19 protein-coding genes and 1 tRNA gene are annotated in these 19385 nt (G+C 34.7%); 10 read left to right on the top strand and 10 right to left on the bottom strand.

From position 1 onward, the window contains the following. Positions 1 to 4: 4 nt before the first annotated feature. Genes smpB through recF form a run of 3 tightly spaced genes read left to right on the top strand, consistent with a single transcriptional unit; the run spans position 5 to position 2685 of the window. Positions 5 to 472 (top strand): SsrA-binding protein SmpB, encoded by a 468-nt coding sequence (smpB, locus tag RHAB15C_RS03475; protein WP_194845631.1) that lies wholly within the window; start codon positions 5 to 7, stop codon positions 470 to 472. A 49-nt stretch (positions 473 to 521) separates the two neighbouring features. Continuing rightward, positions 522 to 1634, top strand: coding sequence for a DNA polymerase III subunit beta (gene dnaN, locus RHAB15C_RS03470; protein WP_194845632.1), 1113 nt, complete (start codon positions 522 to 524; stop codon positions 1632 to 1634). Next, the gene (recF, locus tag RHAB15C_RS03465) at positions 1624 to 2685 is read left to right on the top strand and encodes a DNA replication/repair protein RecF (RefSeq protein ID WP_194845633.1); all 1062 of its coding nucleotides are present in this window, start codon (positions 1624 to 1626) and stop codon (positions 2683 to 2685) included. Before dnaN ends, recF begins: the two co-directional genes overlap by 11 nt. Before the next feature lie 824 nt (positions 2686 to 3509). Here the strand turns inward: recF and RHAB15C_RS03460 are convergent. Next, on the bottom strand, positions 3510 to 5105 hold the full coding sequence (locus RHAB15C_RS03460) for a glucose-6-phosphate isomerase (RefSeq protein WP_194845634.1): 1596 nt from the start codon (positions 5103 to 5105) through the stop codon (positions 3510 to 3512). Between the two features lie 463 nt (positions 5106 to 5568). Between RHAB15C_RS03460 and RHAB15C_RS03455 the strand changes: the two genes are divergently transcribed. Together RHAB15C_RS03455 and RHAB15C_RS03450 are read left to right on the top strand one after the other, a co-directional pair. Then, positions 5569 to 5643 (top strand) — tRNA-Pro (locus RHAB15C_RS03455). A 57-nt stretch (positions 5644 to 5700) separates the two neighbouring features. Continuing rightward, complete coding sequence (locus tag RHAB15C_RS03450) at positions 5701 to 6147, top strand: hypothetical protein (protein WP_194845635.1); 447 nt, start codon at positions 5701 to 5703, stop codon at positions 6145 to 6147. Here RHAB15C_RS03450 and RHAB15C_RS03445 read toward each other — a convergent pair. Further along, a complete protein-coding gene (locus tag RHAB15C_RS03445; protein ID WP_194845636.1) occupies positions 6133 to 7026 on the bottom strand; it encodes a hypothetical protein in 894 nt (297 codons plus the stop codon). The two genes, RHAB15C_RS03450 and RHAB15C_RS03445, sit on opposite strands and share 15 nt — an antisense overlap. A 2-nt stretch (positions 7027 to 7028) precedes the next feature. After that, the gene (trmB, locus tag RHAB15C_RS03440) at positions 7029 to 7709 is read right to left on the bottom strand and encodes a tRNA (guanine(46)-N(7))-methyltransferase TrmB (protein ID WP_194845637.1); all 681 of its coding nucleotides are present in this window, start codon (positions 7707 to 7709) and stop codon (positions 7029 to 7031) included. 164 nt (positions 7710 to 7873) lie between these two features. On the opposite strand from trmB, the gene RHAB15C_RS03435 reads away from it, so the two are divergent. Further along, positions 7874 to 8761, top strand: coding sequence for a MotA/TolQ/ExbB proton channel family protein (locus RHAB15C_RS03435; protein WP_194845638.1), 888 nt, complete (start codon positions 7874 to 7876; stop codon positions 8759 to 8761). Next, on the top strand, positions 8758 to 9210 hold the full coding sequence (locus RHAB15C_RS03430) for an ExbD/TolR family protein (protein ID WP_194845639.1): 453 nt from the start codon (positions 8758 to 8760) through the stop codon (positions 9208 to 9210). The genes RHAB15C_RS03435 and RHAB15C_RS03430 overlap by 4 nt, the downstream gene beginning before the upstream one ends. A gap of 65 nt (positions 9211 to 9275) precedes the next feature. On the opposite strand, the gene RHAB15C_RS03425 is transcribed toward RHAB15C_RS03430, so the two are convergent. Together RHAB15C_RS03425 and RHAB15C_RS03420 are read right to left on the bottom strand one after the other, a co-directional pair. Beyond that, positions 9276 to 9953: an HAD family hydrolase gene (locus tag RHAB15C_RS03425; protein ID WP_194845640.1), complete on the bottom strand. Its 678-nt coding sequence runs from the start codon at positions 9951 to 9953 to the stop codon at positions 9276 to 9278. Between the two features lie 67 nt (positions 9954 to 10020). Next, the gene (locus RHAB15C_RS03420; protein WP_194845641.1) at positions 10021 to 10707 is read right to left on the bottom strand and encodes an HAD family hydrolase; all 687 of its coding nucleotides are present in this window, start codon (positions 10705 to 10707) and stop codon (positions 10021 to 10023) included. Between the two features lie 84 nt (positions 10708 to 10791). On the opposite strand from RHAB15C_RS03420, the gene RHAB15C_RS03415 reads away from it, so the two are divergent. Together RHAB15C_RS03415 and RHAB15C_RS03410 are read left to right on the top strand one after the other, a co-directional pair. After that, positions 10792 to 11616: a hypothetical protein gene (locus tag RHAB15C_RS03415; protein ID WP_194845642.1), complete on the top strand. Its 825-nt coding sequence runs from the start codon at positions 10792 to 10794 to the stop codon at positions 11614 to 11616. A gap of 12 nt (positions 11617 to 11628) precedes the next feature. Further along, positions 11629 to 12117, top strand: coding sequence for a Dps family protein (locus tag RHAB15C_RS03410; protein WP_194845643.1), 489 nt, complete (start codon positions 11629 to 11631; stop codon positions 12115 to 12117). A 5-nt stretch (positions 12118 to 12122) separates the two neighbouring features. Here the strand turns inward: RHAB15C_RS03410 and cyoE are convergent, their stop codons facing one another. From cyoE to cyoA, 5 genes are read right to left on the bottom strand one after another with little or no spacing between them, the layout of a single operon-like run. Next, on the bottom strand, positions 12123 to 12971 hold the full coding sequence (cyoE, locus tag RHAB15C_RS03405) for a heme o synthase (protein ID WP_194845644.1): 849 nt from the start codon (positions 12969 to 12971) through the stop codon (positions 12123 to 12125). A gap of 19 nt (positions 12972 to 12990) precedes the next feature. Further along, positions 12991 to 13302 (bottom strand): cytochrome o ubiquinol oxidase subunit IV, encoded by a 312-nt coding sequence (cyoD, locus tag RHAB15C_RS03400; protein ID WP_194845645.1) that lies wholly within the window; start codon positions 13300 to 13302, stop codon positions 12991 to 12993. Then, a complete protein-coding gene (gene cyoC / locus RHAB15C_RS03395; RefSeq protein WP_194845646.1) occupies positions 13299 to 13877 on the bottom strand; it encodes a cytochrome o ubiquinol oxidase subunit III in 579 nt (192 codons plus the stop codon). Before cyoC ends, cyoD begins: the two co-directional genes overlap by 4 nt. Beyond that, on the bottom strand, positions 13862 to 15817 hold the full coding sequence (cyoB, locus tag RHAB15C_RS03390; protein ID WP_194845647.1) for a cytochrome o ubiquinol oxidase subunit I: 1956 nt from the start codon (positions 15815 to 15817) through the stop codon (positions 13862 to 13864). The genes cyoC and cyoB overlap by 16 nt, the downstream gene beginning before the upstream one ends. Before the next feature lies 1 nt (position 15818). Next, the gene (gene cyoA / locus RHAB15C_RS03385; RefSeq protein WP_194845648.1) at positions 15819 to 16688 is read right to left on the bottom strand and encodes a ubiquinol oxidase subunit II; all 870 of its coding nucleotides are present in this window, start codon (positions 16686 to 16688) and stop codon (positions 15819 to 15821) included. 258 nt (positions 16689 to 16946) lie between these two features. Here cyoA and RHAB15C_RS03380 point away from each other — a divergent pair, with 258 nt between their 5' ends. Beyond that, positions 16947 to 19382 carry an NEL-type E3 ubiquitin ligase domain-containing protein gene (locus tag RHAB15C_RS03380; RefSeq protein ID WP_194845649.1) on the top strand — a complete coding sequence of 812 codons (2436 nt, stop codon included), beginning with the start codon at positions 16947 to 16949 and terminating at the stop codon, positions 19380 to 19382. Positions 19383 to 19385: the final 3 nt, after the last annotated feature.

Raw genomic sequence — 19385 nt, 5'->3', positions numbered from 1 at the left:
AGACATGTCAAAACATAAGGAATCAGAACTTGTTTCTAATAGACGCGCTTTTTATGACTACGAAATTATAGAAACATTTGAAGCTGGTATTATTTTATCCGGCACAGAAGTAAAATCTTTGCGCGATCATGGGGGCAGTTTAAGTGATGCTTATATCTTAATATCACAACAAGAAAAAGTTCTTTTAAAAAATGCTTCCATTGCTCCCTATCGCTTTGGAAATATCTTTAACCATGAAGATAAACGAGATCGATTTTTGCTTTTACATAAACGAGAAATCATGAGATTAAAAAACCTCTCCCAAGAAAAAGGATTTACCCTAATCCCTCTTTCCATGTATCTAAAAAATGGATTTGTGAAAGTTAAAGTTGCTTGTGCAAAAGGTAAAAAGAATTATGACAAGAGACAAGCGCTAAAAGAAAAAGAACATACAAAAACAATTCAACAAGCAATGCGCAATCGCATAGACTGATTTTCCCTTTTTGATTATGCTGATATCTTAAGTTAAGGAGAAGTATATCATGAAAGTCGTCATCACCCGAATAGAGCTTGTCAATCTAGTTGGTAAGATTCAAAACATAGTCCCCGTAAAACCAACCATTCCTATTTTATCTAACATTTTGATAGAGGCTATCGATGACCAACTCATCTTAAGTGTAACAGACCTTACTGTAAGTGTACGAACCTATGTAGGAGCCAAAGTTTTAGAAGAAGGAGCCATTACACTTCCTGCTAAAAGGTTTTTTCAATTAATTCGTGAATTAACCTCTGTACAAGTAGAAATTCATGCTCTTTCTTCAGAAATAGCTCTAGTAAATGCTGGTACTTCTCATTTTAGAATCCAAGGAATGCACAAAGATGAATTTCCTAAATTTCCTAATCTATCAGAAGGAGCGCAGTTAACCTTATCATCCTCCCAATTAAGTTATCTATTGTCACGCACCTCTTTTGCAGCAGCTCGTGATGATAGCAAGCACGCTCTTAATGGAATTTTATTGCAAAGCACAGAAAATACTATTGTATTTATTGGAACAGATGGAAAACGTCTAGCAAAAAATAATATAGAAATTAATAATATCCCTTCTGGCTTAAGTTCTTATATTATTCCTTTAAAAGCTATTGAAGAAATGATTCGCCTGCTTGATAGCAAAGAGGACGATCCCGTTACTTTAACTCTTATGCCCGATAAGGTTGCTATTGAGTTTAAATCAGCTATTTTAATTACTAAACTGCTCTCAGGTCAATATCCAGATGTGAGTCGCGTTATTCCTGAACAAATCGCAAATCCCATTGCTTTAAATCGTGATGAGTTGATTTCTTTGCTAAGGCAAGTTTCTTTATTTACTTCAGAAAATAGCAATTCTGTGCGTTTTACTTTTACAACAGGAGAATTACACCTATCTGCTATGAGTGGATCTATTGGTGAAGGCAAGGTACATATGCCTGTCAATTATGGAGGAGAGAAATTGGAGATAGCTTTTAACCCTAACTATTTTTTAGATATGTTACGGCATAGCAAAGATGAATCTGTAAATTTTAGCATTAGCGATCCCTATAATCCAGGATTGATTACTGACTCCACTTCTGCTCAGTTTGTTATTATGCCTATGCGCTTAGAAGTGAATGTATCTTAAACACCTTATTCTACGTAATTTTCGCAATCATAAGGAAACAGATTTTCATTTTTCTGCTTTGACTAATCTGATCTATGGAAATAACGGCCAGGGAAAAACAAGTGTTTTAGAAGCCATTTACTTTTTAAGCACTGGTCGTTCTTTTAGAACACATAACTTAAGTGATCTTATTAGAGAAGGCCAGCAGTACTTTTATCTCGAAGCTCATTTTATTAAGGATGAGCTTCCGCAAAAATTACAAGTTTACTATGATGAAACTACTAAACGCATCCAACACAATCGCACAAACTATCCAAAGCTAGCAAATATTATAGGAATCCTGCCTTCTGTTTTGTCATATCCTAATGACCTTGCTTTAATCATTGGAATGCCTAATGAAAGAAGACGTTTTTTAGATATTTACTTATCACAAGCAGATCCTTTATACCTGCATCACTTGAGTAGGTATTACAAAGCTATGAAACAACGCAATTATGCCTTGCGCACGCAAGACATACAAACCCTATCTGCATGGGAGCAAATTATGCTTCCCTCTGCCCTATATCTTATAGATAAAAGGGCAGAGTTGAGCTCTTATCTATTAGACCCAGCTGCAGAATGGTTATCTTTACTCTCTAACAAAAAAGATCTTTTAGATATTTATTATCAATCCTCTCTTACCAAAAAAGACTCCTCTCTTTTACTTAAATGGGAAAAAAATAGACATAAAGATATGCTTTTAAAAACAACTACCCTAGGACCTCACCGAGAGGATCTTCTTTTTTTACTATCTGGCAAACAAGCCAAAAATTTCTCTAGCGAGGGACAAAAGCGCTCTTTAGTCTATGCTTTGAAGCTCGCTCAATGGAATTGGATGAAAAAAAAGATAGGCTACTCTCCTCTCTTGTGTATCGATGACTTTGGAATGCAGCTAGATCCTAAAAGGCAAGAAAACCTTATCTCCTGTTTTAGTCGGTTTAAACAGGTATTTATTTGCTCAGCAAATGCAATTAAAGACAAATTTCCAGATACCACTCACTCCTTTTGGGTGGAGAAAGGGGCTATTTCATAAAGAGCAAGGCTTTTCTTGTAGGTCCTAATTTTATGGCGTGCGATTCTCTATTTTTTTGTTTTGAATTGAAAATTTTTAAAGTGGAGGAAAAATCATAAGATTATAGAAAGCCATATAAGGAATGCCTTGAGGAATAGAAACTAGAGGAATACTTGATAAGCACCAAAGCAGCCAAATAGCTACTCCTCCTTTAAGAGGATAATTTTTCCATTTTTGCCAAAGATAACCCCCTCCAACAAATTTCCCCTCCTAAAAACGGAATAAAAATTAGAAGAATAAATAAAACATAGTAGGTAAAAAAATATGAAAATGCGTCTTTTTACCTTCTACAAAGTCCATCATCTCCATATTTTTAAACCATATGCGGATAAAGAACAATATAACACTAACAGCTGCGCCTCCGAACAAAGCCCATGCCAAATAACGATCTACTCTATAAAAAAAAGAAATCTTTATTTTTTCAACACGAGATCTCCAAATTCCGATAGCCGCTAGAACTATTGGAATTATCCAAGATAACCATACAGTGCAGCTTTCGATCTCGTGAATTTTAAGAGCAAAAGAAAGAAACGTCATCAAAAGCAATAAAAAAAATATATAGCTATATTTTTTATCCTCCTCTCAATATGCAAGCCCAAATAGATGATGAAATAGACATATATAGAAATAGCGCATTCCAATAAAAGAACTAATTAGGAACAAGGGTTAATGTCGATTTATTGTGGGATTTCATGAGATAAATCAATCATCTGTTCTCTCTAATGCATTTTTTTCTAGAATGTTCTCTTTTTTTTTAGATATAGGTTTCTCTAGATCTAATCATGTTAGGATCCAAAGGACAAATGTTCTAGATAAGCAACTCCTAAAGGAAACCCTTTTGTATCCATTGATTTTCCTTGCCTTTGAAGGGAAAATTGTTCAAGCATTTTTGAGGCTAAATTCTTGCCAAGTTGCACTCCTTCTTGATCAAAAGAGTTGATATTCCAAATAAAACCCTGAAAAACAATTTTATGTTCATAAAAAGCTAAAATAGCTCCCATTGTAAAAGGATCTAATTTATCGGCTAATAAAATGCGATTAGGACGATTACCAGAAAAAAAAGTATTAGGATTATCACTTTTTTGTCCAATTGCAAGTGCTATAGATTGAGCAAATAAATTGGCTAATAACTTTTCTTGGGAGGTGGTGTGTTGATAGAAAATATCTTCCTTATATTGATTTTCTTTAAATCCAATAAATTCAATAGGAACAACTGTTGTGCCTTGATGAATAGATTGGAAAAAAGAATGTTGGCTATTTGTACCAGGTTCTCCCCAAATAATGGGACCTGTATCATATTCAACGAAATGCCCTGCTTTATCAATGCTTTTTCCATTAGATTCCATGTCTAGTTGCTGCAAGTGAGCTGGGAAACGAGATAAGGCTTGTGAATAAGGAATGATTGCAGTAGTAGGAAATCCTAAAAAATTACGGTTCCATATTCCCAATAAGGCGGACATTAAAGGCAAGTTTGCATAAGGATCAGAGCCAAGAGCTATTTTATCCATAGCATTTGCTCCTTTTAAGAAATCTAAAAAACGATCCATTCCTAAAGAAAACGCTAAAACAAAAGCACCTACCATAGAAGTAACAGAATAGCGGCCACCGATATAATCCCAGATATAAAAACAATCCATATACTGTTCTTTATTATCCATTGGACTCCTCTTGCCCGTTACAGCTACAAAGTGATGTTTTGTAGTAAGACCTGCTTGCTTAAACTTCTCTCTTGCAAATTGCTCATTTGTCATAGTTTCTAGGGTAGTTCCTGATTTGGAAACTACGACAACAAGGGTTTTTTCTAGATCAACTTGTTGAAAAATACGAGCGCCTTCATCTGGGTCAATATTAGACAAGAAATATACTTTGCGATCTGGCTTATGAAAAGCTTCTAAAGCTAAATAAATCGCTTCAGGCCCTAAATCTGAACCACCGATGCCGATTTGAATAACTGTTGTTATTTGAGATTTTTTTTCTATCTCATCTAAAAAGAAACGAAGTTTTTCTAATTCCTTATACCCCAACTCTGTTGCTTGCTTTGCTTCTAAAGAAGTATTACATTGCTCAAAAAAATCTCGAACTGCAGTGTGCATTGCAGGCCTATTTTCACTAGGAAAGCCTTTAATAAAATTAATAACCTGCCCGTTTTGCATATCTGTCATTTTCTTAACAGCCTGTGCTTCTTCGGCTAGTTGGCACAAAACAAAAATATCTTTCTCACTAACTTTTTCTGTTGCATAAAACAATTTAAGTCCTAATCCCTCTAACATCATATTATCAATGCGTTTAGCAGTTAAGACCCCTTCTTTTGTTAAATCAACCGGATCTTTAGCAAGATCATATAATTGAGCAACTGATGGTAAATGATGAAAAAAAGTCATATTCTACTCTCTTAAATGATATTCATTAAATCAGCTACTATACAATCTATGCTAGTATCTAGTAAAATGTACTTTTCGTCTTTGTGGAAATAACAGTATAGTAAAGTTTTTTATCTATTTTTTTAAATGAAAAGCGGTTTTTTTTTTCAGAAACCGATTTTTTTCTATAAATTTTTTTAAAAAAAGGGAGTGCATATTCACAAGATAGAATTTTTAAGCTGCGAAATGTCATATTTTTCTCCTTAATTCTAGTCTATTAATTATTTAGCGCGTTTAAAAAGTCCTTTTTTAGAGGCAGTTTTCACTTCTTATCCCTTTCTCAGAATATCGTTGCAACACTTTTTTCTTATAAATTCTAGTTTTTCTCTATAGATCTCAGCGTAAATATTTTTTGCGTTGGCACGATCTCTTGATAAACGCTTGTAAGAAAAAAATAAATGATCTAAGATATCTTATGTTTTATCGGAGCATAGCGCAGTTTGGCTAGCGCACCTGCTTTGGGAGCAGGGGGTCAGGGGTTCAAATCCCTTTGCTCCGATTATTTTCTATTACTAAATTTTATAATAGCTATACTGAATTCAAAAGGTGAATTTATATGGCATTATCAAAAGGTAATCATCCTCTTCTTTATTATAACTTACTTCACCAAGAGATTAAGGCGTGCGCTGAACATGTTTTTGAGATAAGCGGTAAAAAAGATGCAAATATAAATAATGATTATCTTCATGTTGTATCTAGGCTACATGATCTATATCAAATTTCCAAAAAGGTTCAAATGGAAGAGCGTTATTTATCTTTGGTAGAATTAAAAACCCATTTAGAAAATACAACCCTTTGCTTTGAAAATCAAGAGCTAAATACACTGCATTCCATCCGCCTTTCAGAGGCAATTAGTATACTAGCCTTGCCTGAGGGAGAAAAAAAATGTACAAATGAGCCTATTTACCATTCTCTAAAAGAGCGCTTTCTTAGCTACTTTCTACACAACATCCAACCAGAGCAAACTTTATTTCAAAAATTAAAAGCTTTAAAAGACTTGTAAAAAATCAAACATAGACACTTCCTGAGGCAAGTAGAGACTCCCCCCTTCTACAACAACCCTACCGCCTGTTGCACAAAATCCTTGCAATTGCCTTCTTCCTTGATTTGATAATGTTCTAGAAAAAACCAAGATGCTATCTAATCCATTCCAAAAATGGTTTAATTTAGATTCAGGAATACATCTAAAATCTATCTGCTTCTTCTTTAGGCGAAGTAAAATGGAATTAATCTGACTTAATGTCTTTTGATCACAATGAGAATCGAGAGGTAAACAAATTCCTAAACGTGCTTTCTGATGTAAAAAAGGCAATGGTTTTTTCTTTAAATCTAATAGAACAAATGATTCACACCATTCTAGAGAAAATTTTTGCGCTAAGAAAGACAAAGGCTCTTTAACTTCAATCAGCAATAATGTAACACATTCCTCTGGTAAGAAGACAAGAAATCTTTGCATAAGTTCTGCAAATAATTTAGCAGCATATAGCTCATAATAATGCTCTAGAGAATTAGAAGAAGCTTCTTTTAACTCATGTTCATGCGCAGCATTTTGTATAAACAGATCTAACCACTTAAGAAAAGATTCCAACCAAAGCTCTTTTGGAAAAATTCTAGAAAAATCTGTTGCTCCTTGATAAAGGATCACCCCAGCTGTATTTTTTTTACAGTCATTCCAAATTGTCCGACAAAAATGCTCTATTGCAAACAATTGTGATTGGCTTTTTAAGAAGTCCTGAGGAGAAAAATGCATGGTAGAAAAAGAAAAATCAAGATGCCAAAGAATAGAAACTTCTTGAAAAGCTAGAAGCCTTTGCGTTTCCCAATCTAAATCTGCAGATAACCCAGATGGTAAAATAATTTGTTTTGCTTTGGAGAACGGCATTTTTATCTCTTATTTAAAAAAGGTAAATAATACACTTGCTTGCCCTTTGCTTTCCATAACTGCTCAAAATAAGAAGAGCCATAACCTTCCCAATGATTGGTATAAAAAGGATTTTTCAAAGAAAAATCCCATTTTTTACTCGAACTTACAGCAGATACAATCTGCTGTACATAGTCTAGATGGTCGGTAGCGACAATAGTCTCTGTTTGTGGCTTGGCTTTCTTGCTTAGTTCTATGAGAAAAGGCTCTTGTAATAAGCGGTTTTTTGCATGTTTTTCTTTAGGCCAAGGATCCGGGAAGTTGATATAGATTTTCTGAAAGCTTGCATCTGCCACATAATTTTTTGTAAAAGTAAGAGCTTCACCACAAACAATCAATATATTAGTCAGGCTTAAATTACGCATTTTAGACCAAATTTTACGCACTCTTTCAAATTTTTTTTCAACAGCAATCCAGTTGATTTCAGGATGATTTTTTGCTTTTTCAATCAACCAACAGCCATTTCCACTACAGTATTCAATATGAATAGGCAATTGATCTTTAAATACTTGAGAATTGTACCAATTTATAAAACCCCATTCTCTATGGTTCATGTAATATTGAGGTACAAATAAAATATTTTCAAAAATTAGAGGTTTTCTTTCATCCCAAGAAAAAGGAAACTTTAAATCTTTTGGTTTCATAATTAGCAAAAATTTGTATGTAGATCTAAAGCATAATAGCTAATTGTTATTTTGTTGCCTATATCTCTCTTATTCTTCTTGATCTATTCCAATCCAGCTTGATAAGCTAAAAAACAAAGTTAAAAGCTATAGCATTTTTAGAATTTTAAAGGAGATATCCTAAAATGAAGTTAAAGTCTATTTTAGTTGTTGGCTTAATGCAGCTTAATGTTTTGTATGCCAACCCTGCAGAACTCGATACCTCAGATCTTGTAACAATTGAGCAGGAATTTTCTTTACTCGATCAAGAATTAAACAGTGTCAAAGAACAGCTCATTGCTTTAGAAGAAGATGCTCATTTAGATACTTCATCTAGGGAAACTTCAGACGAGACCTCATTTACACAGCTGCAAGAGTCAATTTCTGACTTTCCTTCAAAGATGATGGTAATTGACTTTAAACAGGCATTTTCTGGAGCACCTCTCATCTATATGCTTTTATTTGGAATGTCCACATTTGCTCTTTGCTTATGGTTCTACTGTCTATCTTCTCTGCGTAATAGTACAAAAGTTTCTCAATCTTTAGTCGATACGCTTCGTTCTCAAGTAACCCGTCATAATTTTGACGAAGCTTTAGGGATATGTAAACAAGAGAAAACGCTATTTTGTCATTTGGTAACAACGGGTATTCATTCCAGGCGCTACGGGTTTCCAGTAATGGTTGAAATCATGAAAGCAGAAGGCAAAAGAGTTACCGCAACATTTTGGCAAAGAATTAATTTACTTAATGATATTGCTATTATTGCCCCTATGCTCGGTTTATTAGGCACTGTTTTTGGCATGTTTTATGCTTTTTATGATGTCAATCGATCTATAGAGAGCGTTTCTATGCTATTCGATGGACTCGGAATTTCTGTAGGTACTACCGTTGTTGGATTAATTGTAGCTATTTTAGCGCTTATTTTACATTCTTCTGCTAAATACAGATTGGTAAAAACATTAGTATTAGTAGAGAGTGAAACCCATCAAATAGCTTCTCTCATCGATGCTCAAAACAAGAGTACAAATATATGAACTTAATCCCCGAAGAAGAACTCAAAAGATACAACCATCTTAATTTAGCTCCTATGATTGATTTTTTGTTTTTAATCGTAGCTGTTTTTGCAGTGATTGCGGTTACTCGAGCCAGCCTTTTTGATCGTGAGATCAGTTTAGTTAAGGTCCAAACAAAAACAGATGCCCCTATTCCTCAAGACAACCGCTATACCGTGCATTTGAGTATAAATAATAAGGGAGAGTACAAATGGATCACAGAATTTAATGAATATCTGATTTCTTGCCCATTAGATGTACAATTAGAGCTTAAAAAACAACAAGAACTCGGCCTTTTACCCAAAGATACGCTAAAAACACAAGTTCTCTTACATATCGACAAACAAGCAATGTGGGAACCTATTGTTCAGCTGATCTTTGCTGTAAAGCAAGCTGGGTTCCAAATCCACCCTGTTTATGAAAGTGAATAATAAGTAAAGCCTAAGGACTTGGGTATAAACAGGATCTGTATAAGGGAAATGAGTCAACGGGCCTTTTAGATACATGTGTCATAGTTACGAAACAAATCGATTAAATCAGAAAGCCGATTGATTCCTTCAGCTTGATGTTTTTTAAATTCTTCAACAGAAATTATTCCTGTTCCAACACCAATGAACTCAATCCCTGCTCCTCTTGCTGCAATCATATCATTAAGAAGATCTCCTACATAAAGTACTTCACGGGGTTGAATACCTTGCTTAGCCGTCCAAAGAAGAGCGGGATCAAATACACGAAGATCGGGTTTATGAAATATTGTATCCTCCTCTGTTTGTATATAATCAAATAACCCTTTGGGAATGTTTAGGGTTTGTAAATCATACTCTAAACTATACCTAGCAGTGGCAGTTACAAGACCCAGTTTTTTTCCTAAACCACGAAGAATTTTTAAAGTTTTCAGAGTATCCTTAAATAAAAATTTAGGGAATTTACTTCGTGTAGCTATATTATAAGACATGGGTATATCAACATGACCTGTTTCATATAGCAACTTAAGTAGCAAGGTCAAAGGCTTGCCCCAATGAAGTCGTAGCTCATCGTTTTTAAGTTTTTTACCATAGAATGTTTGTGCAATATACTTATGTTGTGCCCACTTTGCTTTAAGAGTCCCAACTAATGTATCTCCATAGTCAAAAAGGATAGCTTTAGCTGAATGATATTTTTTATTAAGACTCATAGTAAAATATTTTATATTAAGAATGATTTTTTTGTCTATCCTTAATAGAATCGCGATTTTCTTTTAACTAGACTACACATGTGTCATAGTTACGAAACAAATCGATTAAATCAGAAAGCCGATTGATTCCTTTGGCTTGATGTTTTTTAAATTCTTCAACAGAAAATATTCCTGTTCCAACACCAATGAACTCAATCCCTGCTCCTCTTGCTGCAATCATATCATTAAGAAGATCTCCTACATAAAGCACTTCATGAGGTTGAATACCTTGCTTAGCTAACCAGAAAAGAGCAGGATCAAATACACGAGAATCAGGTTTATGAAATACTGTGTCATCTTCTGTTTGTATGTAATCAAATAACTCACTAGGGATTCTTAATGTTTTCAAGTCATACTCTAGATTAGAGCGGGTGGTGGCAGTTACAAGACCTAATTTTTTTCCTAAACTATGCAAGGCATTCAGAGTGCTTATCGTATCTTTAAATAGAGTTTTGGGAAATTTACTCCGTGTAGCTATATTATAAGACATAGCTATGTTAACGTGATCTGTCTCATATAACAGCTTAAGTAATAAGGTCAAAGGCTTTCCCCAATGAAACCGCAGTTCTTCATTTTTGAGTTTTTTACCATAGAATGTTTGTGCAATGTACTTATGTTGTGCCCATTTTGCTTTAAGAGTCCCAACCAAGGTATCGTCATGATCAAATAGAACCATTTTAATGGAAGGGCAGAATGAAGTTGTTTCTTTATACATAATTCTTATTTTATACCAGCTAATTATTATTTTGTCCATGTTGGAAGTAGAACTATTGATTCTTTAATACAGTTTAGATATGGAATGATAAAAAGTATCGGTATAGATATGCTCTTAGATGATCATAAAGCTGCAGAGCTTATTACAGTTATTACAACTACTCATCCTATTTGTACGGTCCCCTTAGATGAACATCTCTATCTTGCCCAGGCAAGTTTATTCATAAATTCCACTCTTGCAAAGAGTAAAAAAATCATTGTTTTTGATGGAATAGCTCCTGGATTTAAAGATAGGCGTTCTAACTATGATTTATATAAGAAAAAAATTAAAAATCTTCAAAAAACCGACCCAATTTTTGCTAATACAAAACTGCTATTTTGTGAAGAATGGGTCCAACTCTCCGGTACTATTCGCCTAGCTTTAAAATGTGTAACAACCCCTTTTATTTTCATTCATCAACACGATATGTGTTTTACAAAAAAATTCAATCTCAATGCTTGTTTAAGCTCTATGCTTATGAATAAGAACATCAAATGGATTCATTTTAGTGGGAAATTCCACTCTTCTCTCATAGGAGATATGCAAAGTTCTTGCTTTGGCCCTGCGGATAATTATGTTGAAGGAAACAGCTTCATTCCTTTAACAAGGGTTTATGGATGGTCTGATCATGCTCATATAGCGCATGTGGATTATTATCATCATTTTATTATGCCCATGTGTAAAAACAACTATATGGAAGACTACGTTCATAGAAATTTTAAAAAAGCCCTGTTAAATAAAACTCTAAGTGAAATAAATGCAATCCATTTAAAATTTGGTACTTACTTATATGGAGATCTAGAAGATGGCTGTTTCTTTTATCATATGAACGGGCGTGCTAATGATCTAAAGTATTATGTTAAAGAATAAAAGGATGCAAAAATGAGTAAAAAAACAATACCCACAAAGTTAGCAACTCCAAGTAACTTAAAAGGTCGCCAAGAAATCTGCAAAAGCATTAATCCCCTAGTTGCTGATGCTTTTGCTTTATATGTAAAAACAAAAAGCTTCCATTGGCATATGTCAGGTAGCCATTTTCGCGATTACCATCTTTTATTCGATGAGCAAGCAGAACAAATTTTTGCCATGATTGACGTTTTAGCAGAACGCGTTCGCAAATTAGGTGGAACAACAATATGCTCGATAAATCATATTAGTCGGCTACAAAAAATTAAAGATGATGAAATTATACTAGAACCAAAAAAAATGATTCAACATCTCATGCACGATAACAAAAACTATGCAACTCACATGCGGTCTACCCATCAAATTTGCGCAGATCATAACGATGTTGCAACAGCTAGTATCTTAGAAGTATTCATAGATGAAACAGAAAGAAGAACTTGGTTTCTTTTTGAAATCCAAGCTTAGATCTCTTATGCTATGCTAATACAAATCATGATGCATAGCATCATAATGACTACAAGCGAAAAGCGAAACATTTGGCGTCCAAAGAGCCTATCATTAGTATTTTTAAAGCCTTTTATACACAAAAAAAGCCAAATAAGGCCGAGTAAACCTACAACTATTAAATATGCATATCCTGTATAGCCCCATAGCGTCAGCATACACACAGGAATAAGAAAGGCCATGATATAAAACAGCATGTGCACCTTGGTAATATAGACACCTCTTTTAGCAGGCAAAACAGGGATTGATGCAGCAGCATAATCATCAAGTCGATACATAGCAATTGCAAAAAAATGTGGCATTTGCCAAAGAGCTACGATCATAAATAGTAGAAAAGCTCCCATATCAAAACGATTAACTACAGCACAATAACCAACAATTGGCGGTATGCCCCCTGAAATACTTCCTATAGCGGTTGCATAAGAGGAACGGTGTTTTGATAAACTATACAAGACCACATAAATAAAAAAACCAGCGAGCGCAATGATTGTCGTTAAAAGATTGATGTATAGCATTAACACCAAGACACCGAATAATCCAAGAAAAACAGCAAATATAATAGCCTTTTGCAGAGAAATCACCCCCCTTGCTAGAGCTCGATTTTTAGTTCTTTCCATCATTTTATCTATATTGCGATCAATATAATTATTAAAGACGCAAGCCGATGCAATAAGCAGCGATAAACCTATAAGAGTTGCTAAAAATAACCAAGGATCAACCTGTGCTTTTGATGCAAGAATAAACCCACCTGCTGCGGTTATTACATTACCAAATATAATTCCAGGTTTAGTAAGCATAAAATAAGTTTTGATCATGTACTTCTTTTCATCTCTGTTACATATTTGGCATCACATTATACTTTAAGTTTTCCATAATCCAGAGCGATCCAATCACTAAAATTACAAGGATCGTTAACATAAAAAGAAAAAGCAGAGAGTTCCAATAAGGTTTAGGTTCTTGACCTAAATGCAAAAAAAATAACAATTGAATGAACATCTGCACAACGCCTAAACCAATAATAGTAGAAACTAAAATCCCACTACTAAATACATGCTCTACCACTATAAAATAAGCCACCAAAGTCAATAGAATGGATAGCAAAAACCCTATCAAATAAGATTTAAAAACTCCAGTTTCTTGATTCATATAGCTCCCATTAGGTATACAATAGTAAATATAAAAATCCATACGACATCTAAAAAGTGCCAGAACATGCTCAAACAGGTAAGTCTTTTAAAAGTAATATAAATAATCCCTTTATGCAAAAGCTGTACTACAACAAAAACCATCCATAATAAGCCAGCCGTAATATGTAATCCATGCGTTGCTACAAGAGTAAAAAAAGCAGATAGAAACCCGCTTCTCTTCCAGCTATTTCCTTCATAAATTAAATGAATAAATTCTTTTAATTCCATTGTTAAAAAAGTGATTCCCAATAAAAAAGAAATCCCTAACCAAACAAGCACTCTTTTTCGATCTTTAACCTGCGCTGCTAACATAGCAAGTCCACAAGTAAAACTACTAATTAGCAGGATAAGAGTTTCGCTTAAAGCAAATGGTAGAGAAAATAACTCATATCCAGAAGGTCCACCATACGTGTTATTGCGCAGCACTGCATATGTTGCAAAAAGCGTTGCAAATAAAATACAATCTGTCATTAGATAGACCCAAAATCCAAAGACAGTCTTTTCCATGTTTTCTTGGTTTATAGATTCTTGCATCTTGCTTCTATTTCCTCTATTTCTGTAGCTAGCACATAGTAATCGATGTCATCGTCAGACATGCGAATAACAATGCAGGCAATTACACCAATAAGACCAACTATACCGAGCCAAATAATATGCCAAATTAAAGCAAACCCTAAAACGAAGCTAAATCCGCCAATAAATAGCCCCATTGGTGTGTTTTTGGGCATATGAATGTCTTTATAGTGTGGTTTTTCTATTGTTTTGGTGTGTTTCACTATCCAAAAAGAGTCCCGTTCATGAACTTCAGGAAGGATGGCAAAATTATAAAATGGTGGTGGTGAAGAAGTAGACCATTCTAGCGTTCTACCATTCCATGGATCTCCTGTAAGATCCCTATTTTTTTTACGCTGTTTAATGCTTACAAGCACCTGCAAGATTTGAAATAAAATACCGCAGATGATAATGGTAACCCCAATAGCTGCAACTATAAATAAAGGTTGCCATCCGGTAGATGCTTCATAGTGGTCTAAACGTCTACTAGCTCCCATCAGCCCTAAAACATATAAGGGCATGAAAGCCAATAAAAAACCAATAAACCAACACCAAAAGGCATATTTACCTAACCCTTCATGGAGCTTAAAACCCATAAACTTAGGGAACCAATAAGTAATGCCCGCTAAAAAACCGAATAAAACTCCACCTATGACCATAGAGTGGAAATGTGCAATTAAAAATAGACTATTATGTACTTGAAAATCTATTGGTGCAACTGACAGCAAAATACCGGTCATACCACCTGTAGTAAAGATAAAAACGAAACCTAAAAACCAAAGCATGGGTGTTGTAAAATGCACTCGACCTCTAAACATGGTAAATAACCAGTTAAAAATTTTTACACCTGTAGGGATAGCAATAAGCATGGTCATAATGCCAAAAAAAGCATTCACATTAGCTCCAGATCCCATGGTAAAAAAGTGATGCAACCAAACAAGAAAAGATAACAAGGTAATGGCAACAAGAGCCCATACCATTGAGTCATAACCAAATAATCGCTTTTGTGAAAAAGTAGCAACCACTTCTGAAAAAATCCCAAAAGCAGGCAAAATCAAAATATACACCTCAGGATGACCCCATGCCCAAATGAGATTGATGTACATCATGGGGTTACCTCCAAAATCAGCAGTAAAAAAATGCATGTGCAATAATCTGTCTAAAGAAAGCATTCCAATAGTTGCTGTTAAGATCGGAAAAGCAAAAACAACTAGAGCCATCGTACATAAAGCACTCCAAACAAATAGCGGCATTTTCATTAAAGTCATTCCTGGACAGCGCATTTTCAAAATAGTAACAAGAAAGTTAATACCTGAAAGTAAGCTACCAATACCTGCAATCTGCACACTCCATATCCAGTAATCCACTCCTACTCCAGAATTGTACTTAAGACCTGAAAGCGGAGGATATGCTACCCAACCAGTTCCAGAAAATTTACCAATAATAAGAGATATAAGAAGAAGAATTGCTCCTACAGAAAATAAATAGAAACTCAGAGAATTTAAAAAAGGAAAAGCCACATCACGTGCACCAATTTGTAAGGGTACAATGAGATTTAAAATTCCAAATACAAGGCCCATACCCACAAAGAAAATCATTGTCGTGCCATGGGCTGTAAAAACCTGCTGAAAATGCGGTGATGACAAATATCCATGAGCATCGCTGACAGAAAGAATCTGCTGTAAGCGTATCATACCAGCGTCGAATACTGCTTTTAATAGCATGATAAAGACGACTACAATGTACATCACTCCAATTTTTTTTGGGTCAAGTGAGGTTAAATACTGCGTCCAAAGCCACTTAAATCGCTTAAAATACCATAAAAGCCCTAAAACAACCATTAGACCAAGAACCATCGAGATTCCTGCTGCGATTTCAATAGGGTCCTGACGAAAAGCACTCCAAGTTAATTTTCCAAACATATCAATCCATCCTTGTCGTTGGCATCGTATATTTCTTGACAATCCAATCGTATAAATCTTGCTTTTCTAGGATATAAAAAGCTGTAGGATCATTTTCACTAGGCTCTGCTAACCTGGTATACTCTGCTAAATTAAGAAAATTGGAGGATTCATTAAATGAATCCACCCATTGATAGAAATCAGCCGGAGAACTGGCTTTAGCAATAAATGTCATTCCCGCAAAACCCTTTCCACTTAAATTAGCTGATGAACCTCTAAAAAACCCTTTTTCATTAGCTATAAGGTGTAGTTTGGTTTCCATCCCCGGCATTGCATAAATCTGACCACCTAGCTCTGGAATCCAAAAAGAATTCATAGGAGCATCTGCGGTTATTTCAAAATTAATCGGAGTTTTTTCTGGAAATTGTAAGAAATTTATAGTTGCAATTCCCTGTTCTGGATAGATAAATAGCCATTTCCATTGCAGTGCAACCACCTGTACTCTAAGGGGTCTCTTATCTGATTCAAGGGGTTTAAATGGATCTAACTCATGACTACCTTTCCAAACCAATATCGACATTACTAAAACAATGGCACAGGGAAGTCCCCACCAGACAGATTCAGACAATAAATGTTTATCCCAATCTGGTGTATATTTAGCTTTATTTCCCTCTCTGTATTTCCAAGAAATAACCCAAGTAAGGATAAAAACAGGGATAACCACAATAAGCATGATCAAGGTAATTTTGATAAACAAATTACGCTCTTTTAATGCGATCATGCCCTTAGGATTCAATACAGCAATATTGATATTACTCAAATACATCATTGATAGAAGTATTACAGCTAAAGAGCATAAAATGAAAAATGGAGCTTTATTTTTCTTCTTCATTTTTTTTAAGATCCCTAAGCAAAACCAACCGAAAGACCACCTTATTAAATAGTTACTATGCTTTTACATAAAAAATTTACCTTATGCAAGAGAAACATTTAAAAAAAGCAAGTAGATAAATATAATTTTTTTCTATTAATGCAGAAGAAAAACATAACCAGTTATCTCATGAATCAAAAACCCTCATTTTTGGGTTATGCCTGCAGAGTTACTAGAATTAGAAAACTCAAAATTTAAGATTTATAGAAGTGGTAAAGTATGACAATCAACAGAATAGCGCCAGTACACATTAACCAGAGAATCATAGACAAAAGAATACATGATAAACACTGCGTGTTAACTAGCATAGTTGGCACCTTGGTAGCAGCTAGCGGCGGCGTTACTATTCTTGCTGCATCTTCCTCATTACTTACTACAGCTGGAGCAGTAGCAATTGCTGCAGGAGGAGTTTTAAGTGCAATAACTTTAATCCGGCATTGTTTTGTAACACACCGAAATACTGAGATAGAGGAAAAAGCAAAGTTCCAAGTTGCTGCTATTTTGCAACAATGGAAAAACGAGATACCTTTAGAAGAAAGTAGAATACATGCTAAAAATAGGATTCTTAATTTTTTAAAAAATAAAGAAAATACATTAAATCTATCTACCCTAAAATTAAGCTCCTTACCTGAAATTTTTCACTACCCTTGCTTTCACAAGCTAACAGGAACACTAGATCTTAGCTTTAACAACTTTAAAACCTTATCTGAGACAATGCACTTAACTAGATTAACCTTCTTAGACCTCTATGGAAACGAATTAGAAACTCTACCTAATATGAGTGGTATGCAAGAGCTAAAAATATTGGATCTTAGCTTTAACAACTTTAAAACCTTATCTGAGACAATGCACCTCTCTAAACTAACCTTCTTAAACCTCTCTAAAAATGAGCTTGAAACCTTGCCTAATATGAGTGGTATGCAGGAGCTAAAAATATTGGATCTTAGCAAAAACAGGCTTCAAATCCTGTCTGATACAATCAATACCCTCTCTAAACTAACCTTCTTAAACCTCTTTAAGAATGAGCTTGAAACCTTGCCTAATATGAGCGGTATGCAAGGGCTAAAAACGTTGGATCTTAGCAAAAATAGCTTCCAAATCTTTCCTGATACAATCAATAGCCTCTCTAAACTAACCTTCTTAAACCTCTCTAAAAATGAGCTTGAAACTCTGCCTGATATGAGTGGTATGCAGGAGCTAAAAATATTGGATCTTAGCAAAAACAGGCTCCGAATCTTTCCTGATACAATCAATACCCTCTCTAAACTAATATCCTTAAACCTCTCTAGAAATGAGCTTGAAACCTTGCCTAATATGAGCGGTATGCAAGGGCTAAAAACGTTGGATCTTAGCAAAAATAGCTTCCAAATCTTTCCTGATACAATCAATAGCCTCTCTAAACTAACCTTCTTAAACCTCTCTAGAAATGAGCTTGAAACCTTGCCTAATATGAGCGGTATGAAAGAGCTAAAAACGTTGAATCTTAGTAAAAATAAACTTCGAGTCCTATCTGATACAATCAATAGCCTATCCAAACTAATATGCTTAAACCTCTTTAAGAATGAGCTTGAAACCTTGCCTAATATGAGCGGTATGAAAGAGTTAGAAGTATTAGATCTTAGCAATAACAAGCTTATAACCTTGCCTTACACCATTGCTGCTTTTCCTCTTTTAGAGAGTTTAAACCTTGATAATAACTCTACTTTGTCCGGTATTCCTATGGAAATACTAGATCTCCCAAGAACTTGCTATATTAGCTTAGAAGGATGCAACTTTTCATTGGATATTCTAGCAAGGCTTAGAAGAATTGCTACTAATTCAGCATATAGAGGTCCTAGTATTAGTTATTCAATAGTTGATAGAACAAGAAAAAAAGAAAGCTCTATTGAGGAATCTTTAGCAACTCTGCATCGAATAACCGAAAAGAACTCTATAGAGTTATTTCACTTAGAAAAAACAGAAGAGCTACGCTCTTGGTTACATCGACTATCTGATATCGCTGATTTTCAAAAAGGAGGATATCTACAAAAAGCATTGGCTACTAAGGTGCTAGACTATTTAATCCAGGCTAACGACAATCAAGAATTCCATAAGGTTTTTTATACGGTTATTCAAGATGCAGCAACAACCTGTGGAGATAGAGTGACGTTGTCTATTTTACATTTAGGCGTTGCCTATCGACTTGCAAAGATAAGTCTTAAGGAAATGAAGGAATTAGCTGATTTTCTTAAAGGTCTATGGGCTATCAATATATTAGAAGATGTTGCTCGTAAAAAAATTCCAGCTCTACCTTTCTTTGATGAGGTTGAAGTCTATCTTGGATATCCTATTCAACTAAAAGAAGCGCTAAACCTCCCTATAGATGCGCAAGAAATGCTCTATTTTGACTGTAGTGCTTTAACAAGCAAAGATCTACAGGAAGCTAAAACATTTGTCTTAAGTAAGCAGGAAAACCAAAAAGAGTATTTTGATTTTCTTATTAACCATGACAAGTGGATAGAAGCTCTTGCTAGCAATCATCAAGAAGAATACCAAAACATATTGGATGAGAGGATAGAAGCTGCTGGATTAAAAAATCCAAATTATGTAGCTATTGAGCAAAAGTTCAAACAGCAATTAGAAGAGCTAACCAGAAGAGTCTTATCAAAGCTCTAGATA

This window comes from Candidatus Rhabdochlamydia porcellionis (genome assembly GCF_015356815.2).
Classification (GTDB): Bacteria; Chlamydiota; Chlamydiia; order Chlamydiales; family Rhabdochlamydiaceae; genus Rhabdochlamydia; species Rhabdochlamydia porcellionis.
This window is presented reverse-complemented; position numbering and strand designations above follow the sequence as displayed.

Bases quoted from the DNA above. Each gene is read 5' to 3' on its own strand.
- smpB (WP_194845631.1), top strand. From the start codon at position 5: ATGTCAAAACATAAGGAATCAGAACTTGTTTCTAATAGACGCGCTTTT.
- dnaN (WP_194845632.1), top strand. From the start codon at position 522: ATGAAAGTCGTCATCACCCGAATAGAGCTTGTCAATCTAGTTGGTAAG.
- recF (WP_194845633.1), top strand. From the start codon at position 1,624: ATGTATCTTAAACACCTTATTCTACGTAATTTTCGCAATCATAAGGAA.
- RHAB15C_RS03460 (WP_194845634.1), bottom strand. From the start codon at position 5,105: ATGACTTTTTTTCATCATTTACCATCAGTTGCTCAATTATATGATCTT.
- RHAB15C_RS03450 (WP_194845635.1), top strand. From the start codon at position 5,701: ATGGCATTATCAAAAGGTAATCATCCTCTTCTTTATTATAACTTACTT.
- RHAB15C_RS03445 (WP_194845636.1), bottom strand. From the start codon at position 7,026: ATGCCGTTCTCCAAAGCAAAACAAATTATTTTACCATCTGGGTTATCT.
- trmB (WP_194845637.1), bottom strand. From the start codon at position 7,709: ATGAAACCAAAAGATTTAAAGTTTCCTTTTTCTTGGGATGAAAGAAAA.
- RHAB15C_RS03435 (WP_194845638.1), top strand. From the start codon at position 7,874: ATGAAGTTAAAGTCTATTTTAGTTGTTGGCTTAATGCAGCTTAATGTT.
- RHAB15C_RS03430 (WP_194845639.1), top strand. From the start codon at position 8,758: ATGAACTTAATCCCCGAAGAAGAACTCAAAAGATACAACCATCTTAAT.
- RHAB15C_RS03425 (WP_194845640.1), bottom strand. From the start codon at position 9,953: ATGAGTCTTAATAAAAAATATCATTCAGCTAAAGCTATCCTTTTTGAC.
- RHAB15C_RS03420 (WP_194845641.1), bottom strand. From the start codon at position 10,707: ATGTATAAAGAAACAACTTCATTCTGCCCTTCCATTAAAATGGTTCTA.
- RHAB15C_RS03415 (WP_194845642.1), top strand. From the start codon at position 10,792: ATGATAAAAAGTATCGGTATAGATATGCTCTTAGATGATCATAAAGCT.
- RHAB15C_RS03410 (WP_194845643.1), top strand. From the start codon at position 11,629: ATGAGTAAAAAAACAATACCCACAAAGTTAGCAACTCCAAGTAACTTA.
- cyoE (WP_194845644.1), bottom strand. From the start codon at position 12,971: ATGATCAAAACTTATTTTATGCTTACTAAACCTGGAATTATATTTGGT.
- cyoD (WP_194845645.1), bottom strand. From the start codon at position 13,302: ATGAATCAAGAAACTGGAGTTTTTAAATCTTATTTGATAGGGTTTTTG.
- cyoC (WP_194845646.1), bottom strand. From the start codon at position 13,877: ATGCAAGAATCTATAAACCAAGAAAACATGGAAAAGACTGTCTTTGGA.
- cyoB (WP_194845647.1), bottom strand. From the start codon at position 15,817: ATGTTTGGAAAATTAACTTGGAGTGCTTTTCGTCAGGACCCTATTGAA.
- cyoA (WP_194845648.1), bottom strand. From the start codon at position 16,688: ATGAAGAAGAAAAATAAAGCTCCATTTTTCATTTTATGCTCTTTAGCT.
- RHAB15C_RS03380 (WP_194845649.1), top strand. From the start codon at position 16,947: ATGACAATCAACAGAATAGCGCCAGTACACATTAACCAGAGAATCATA.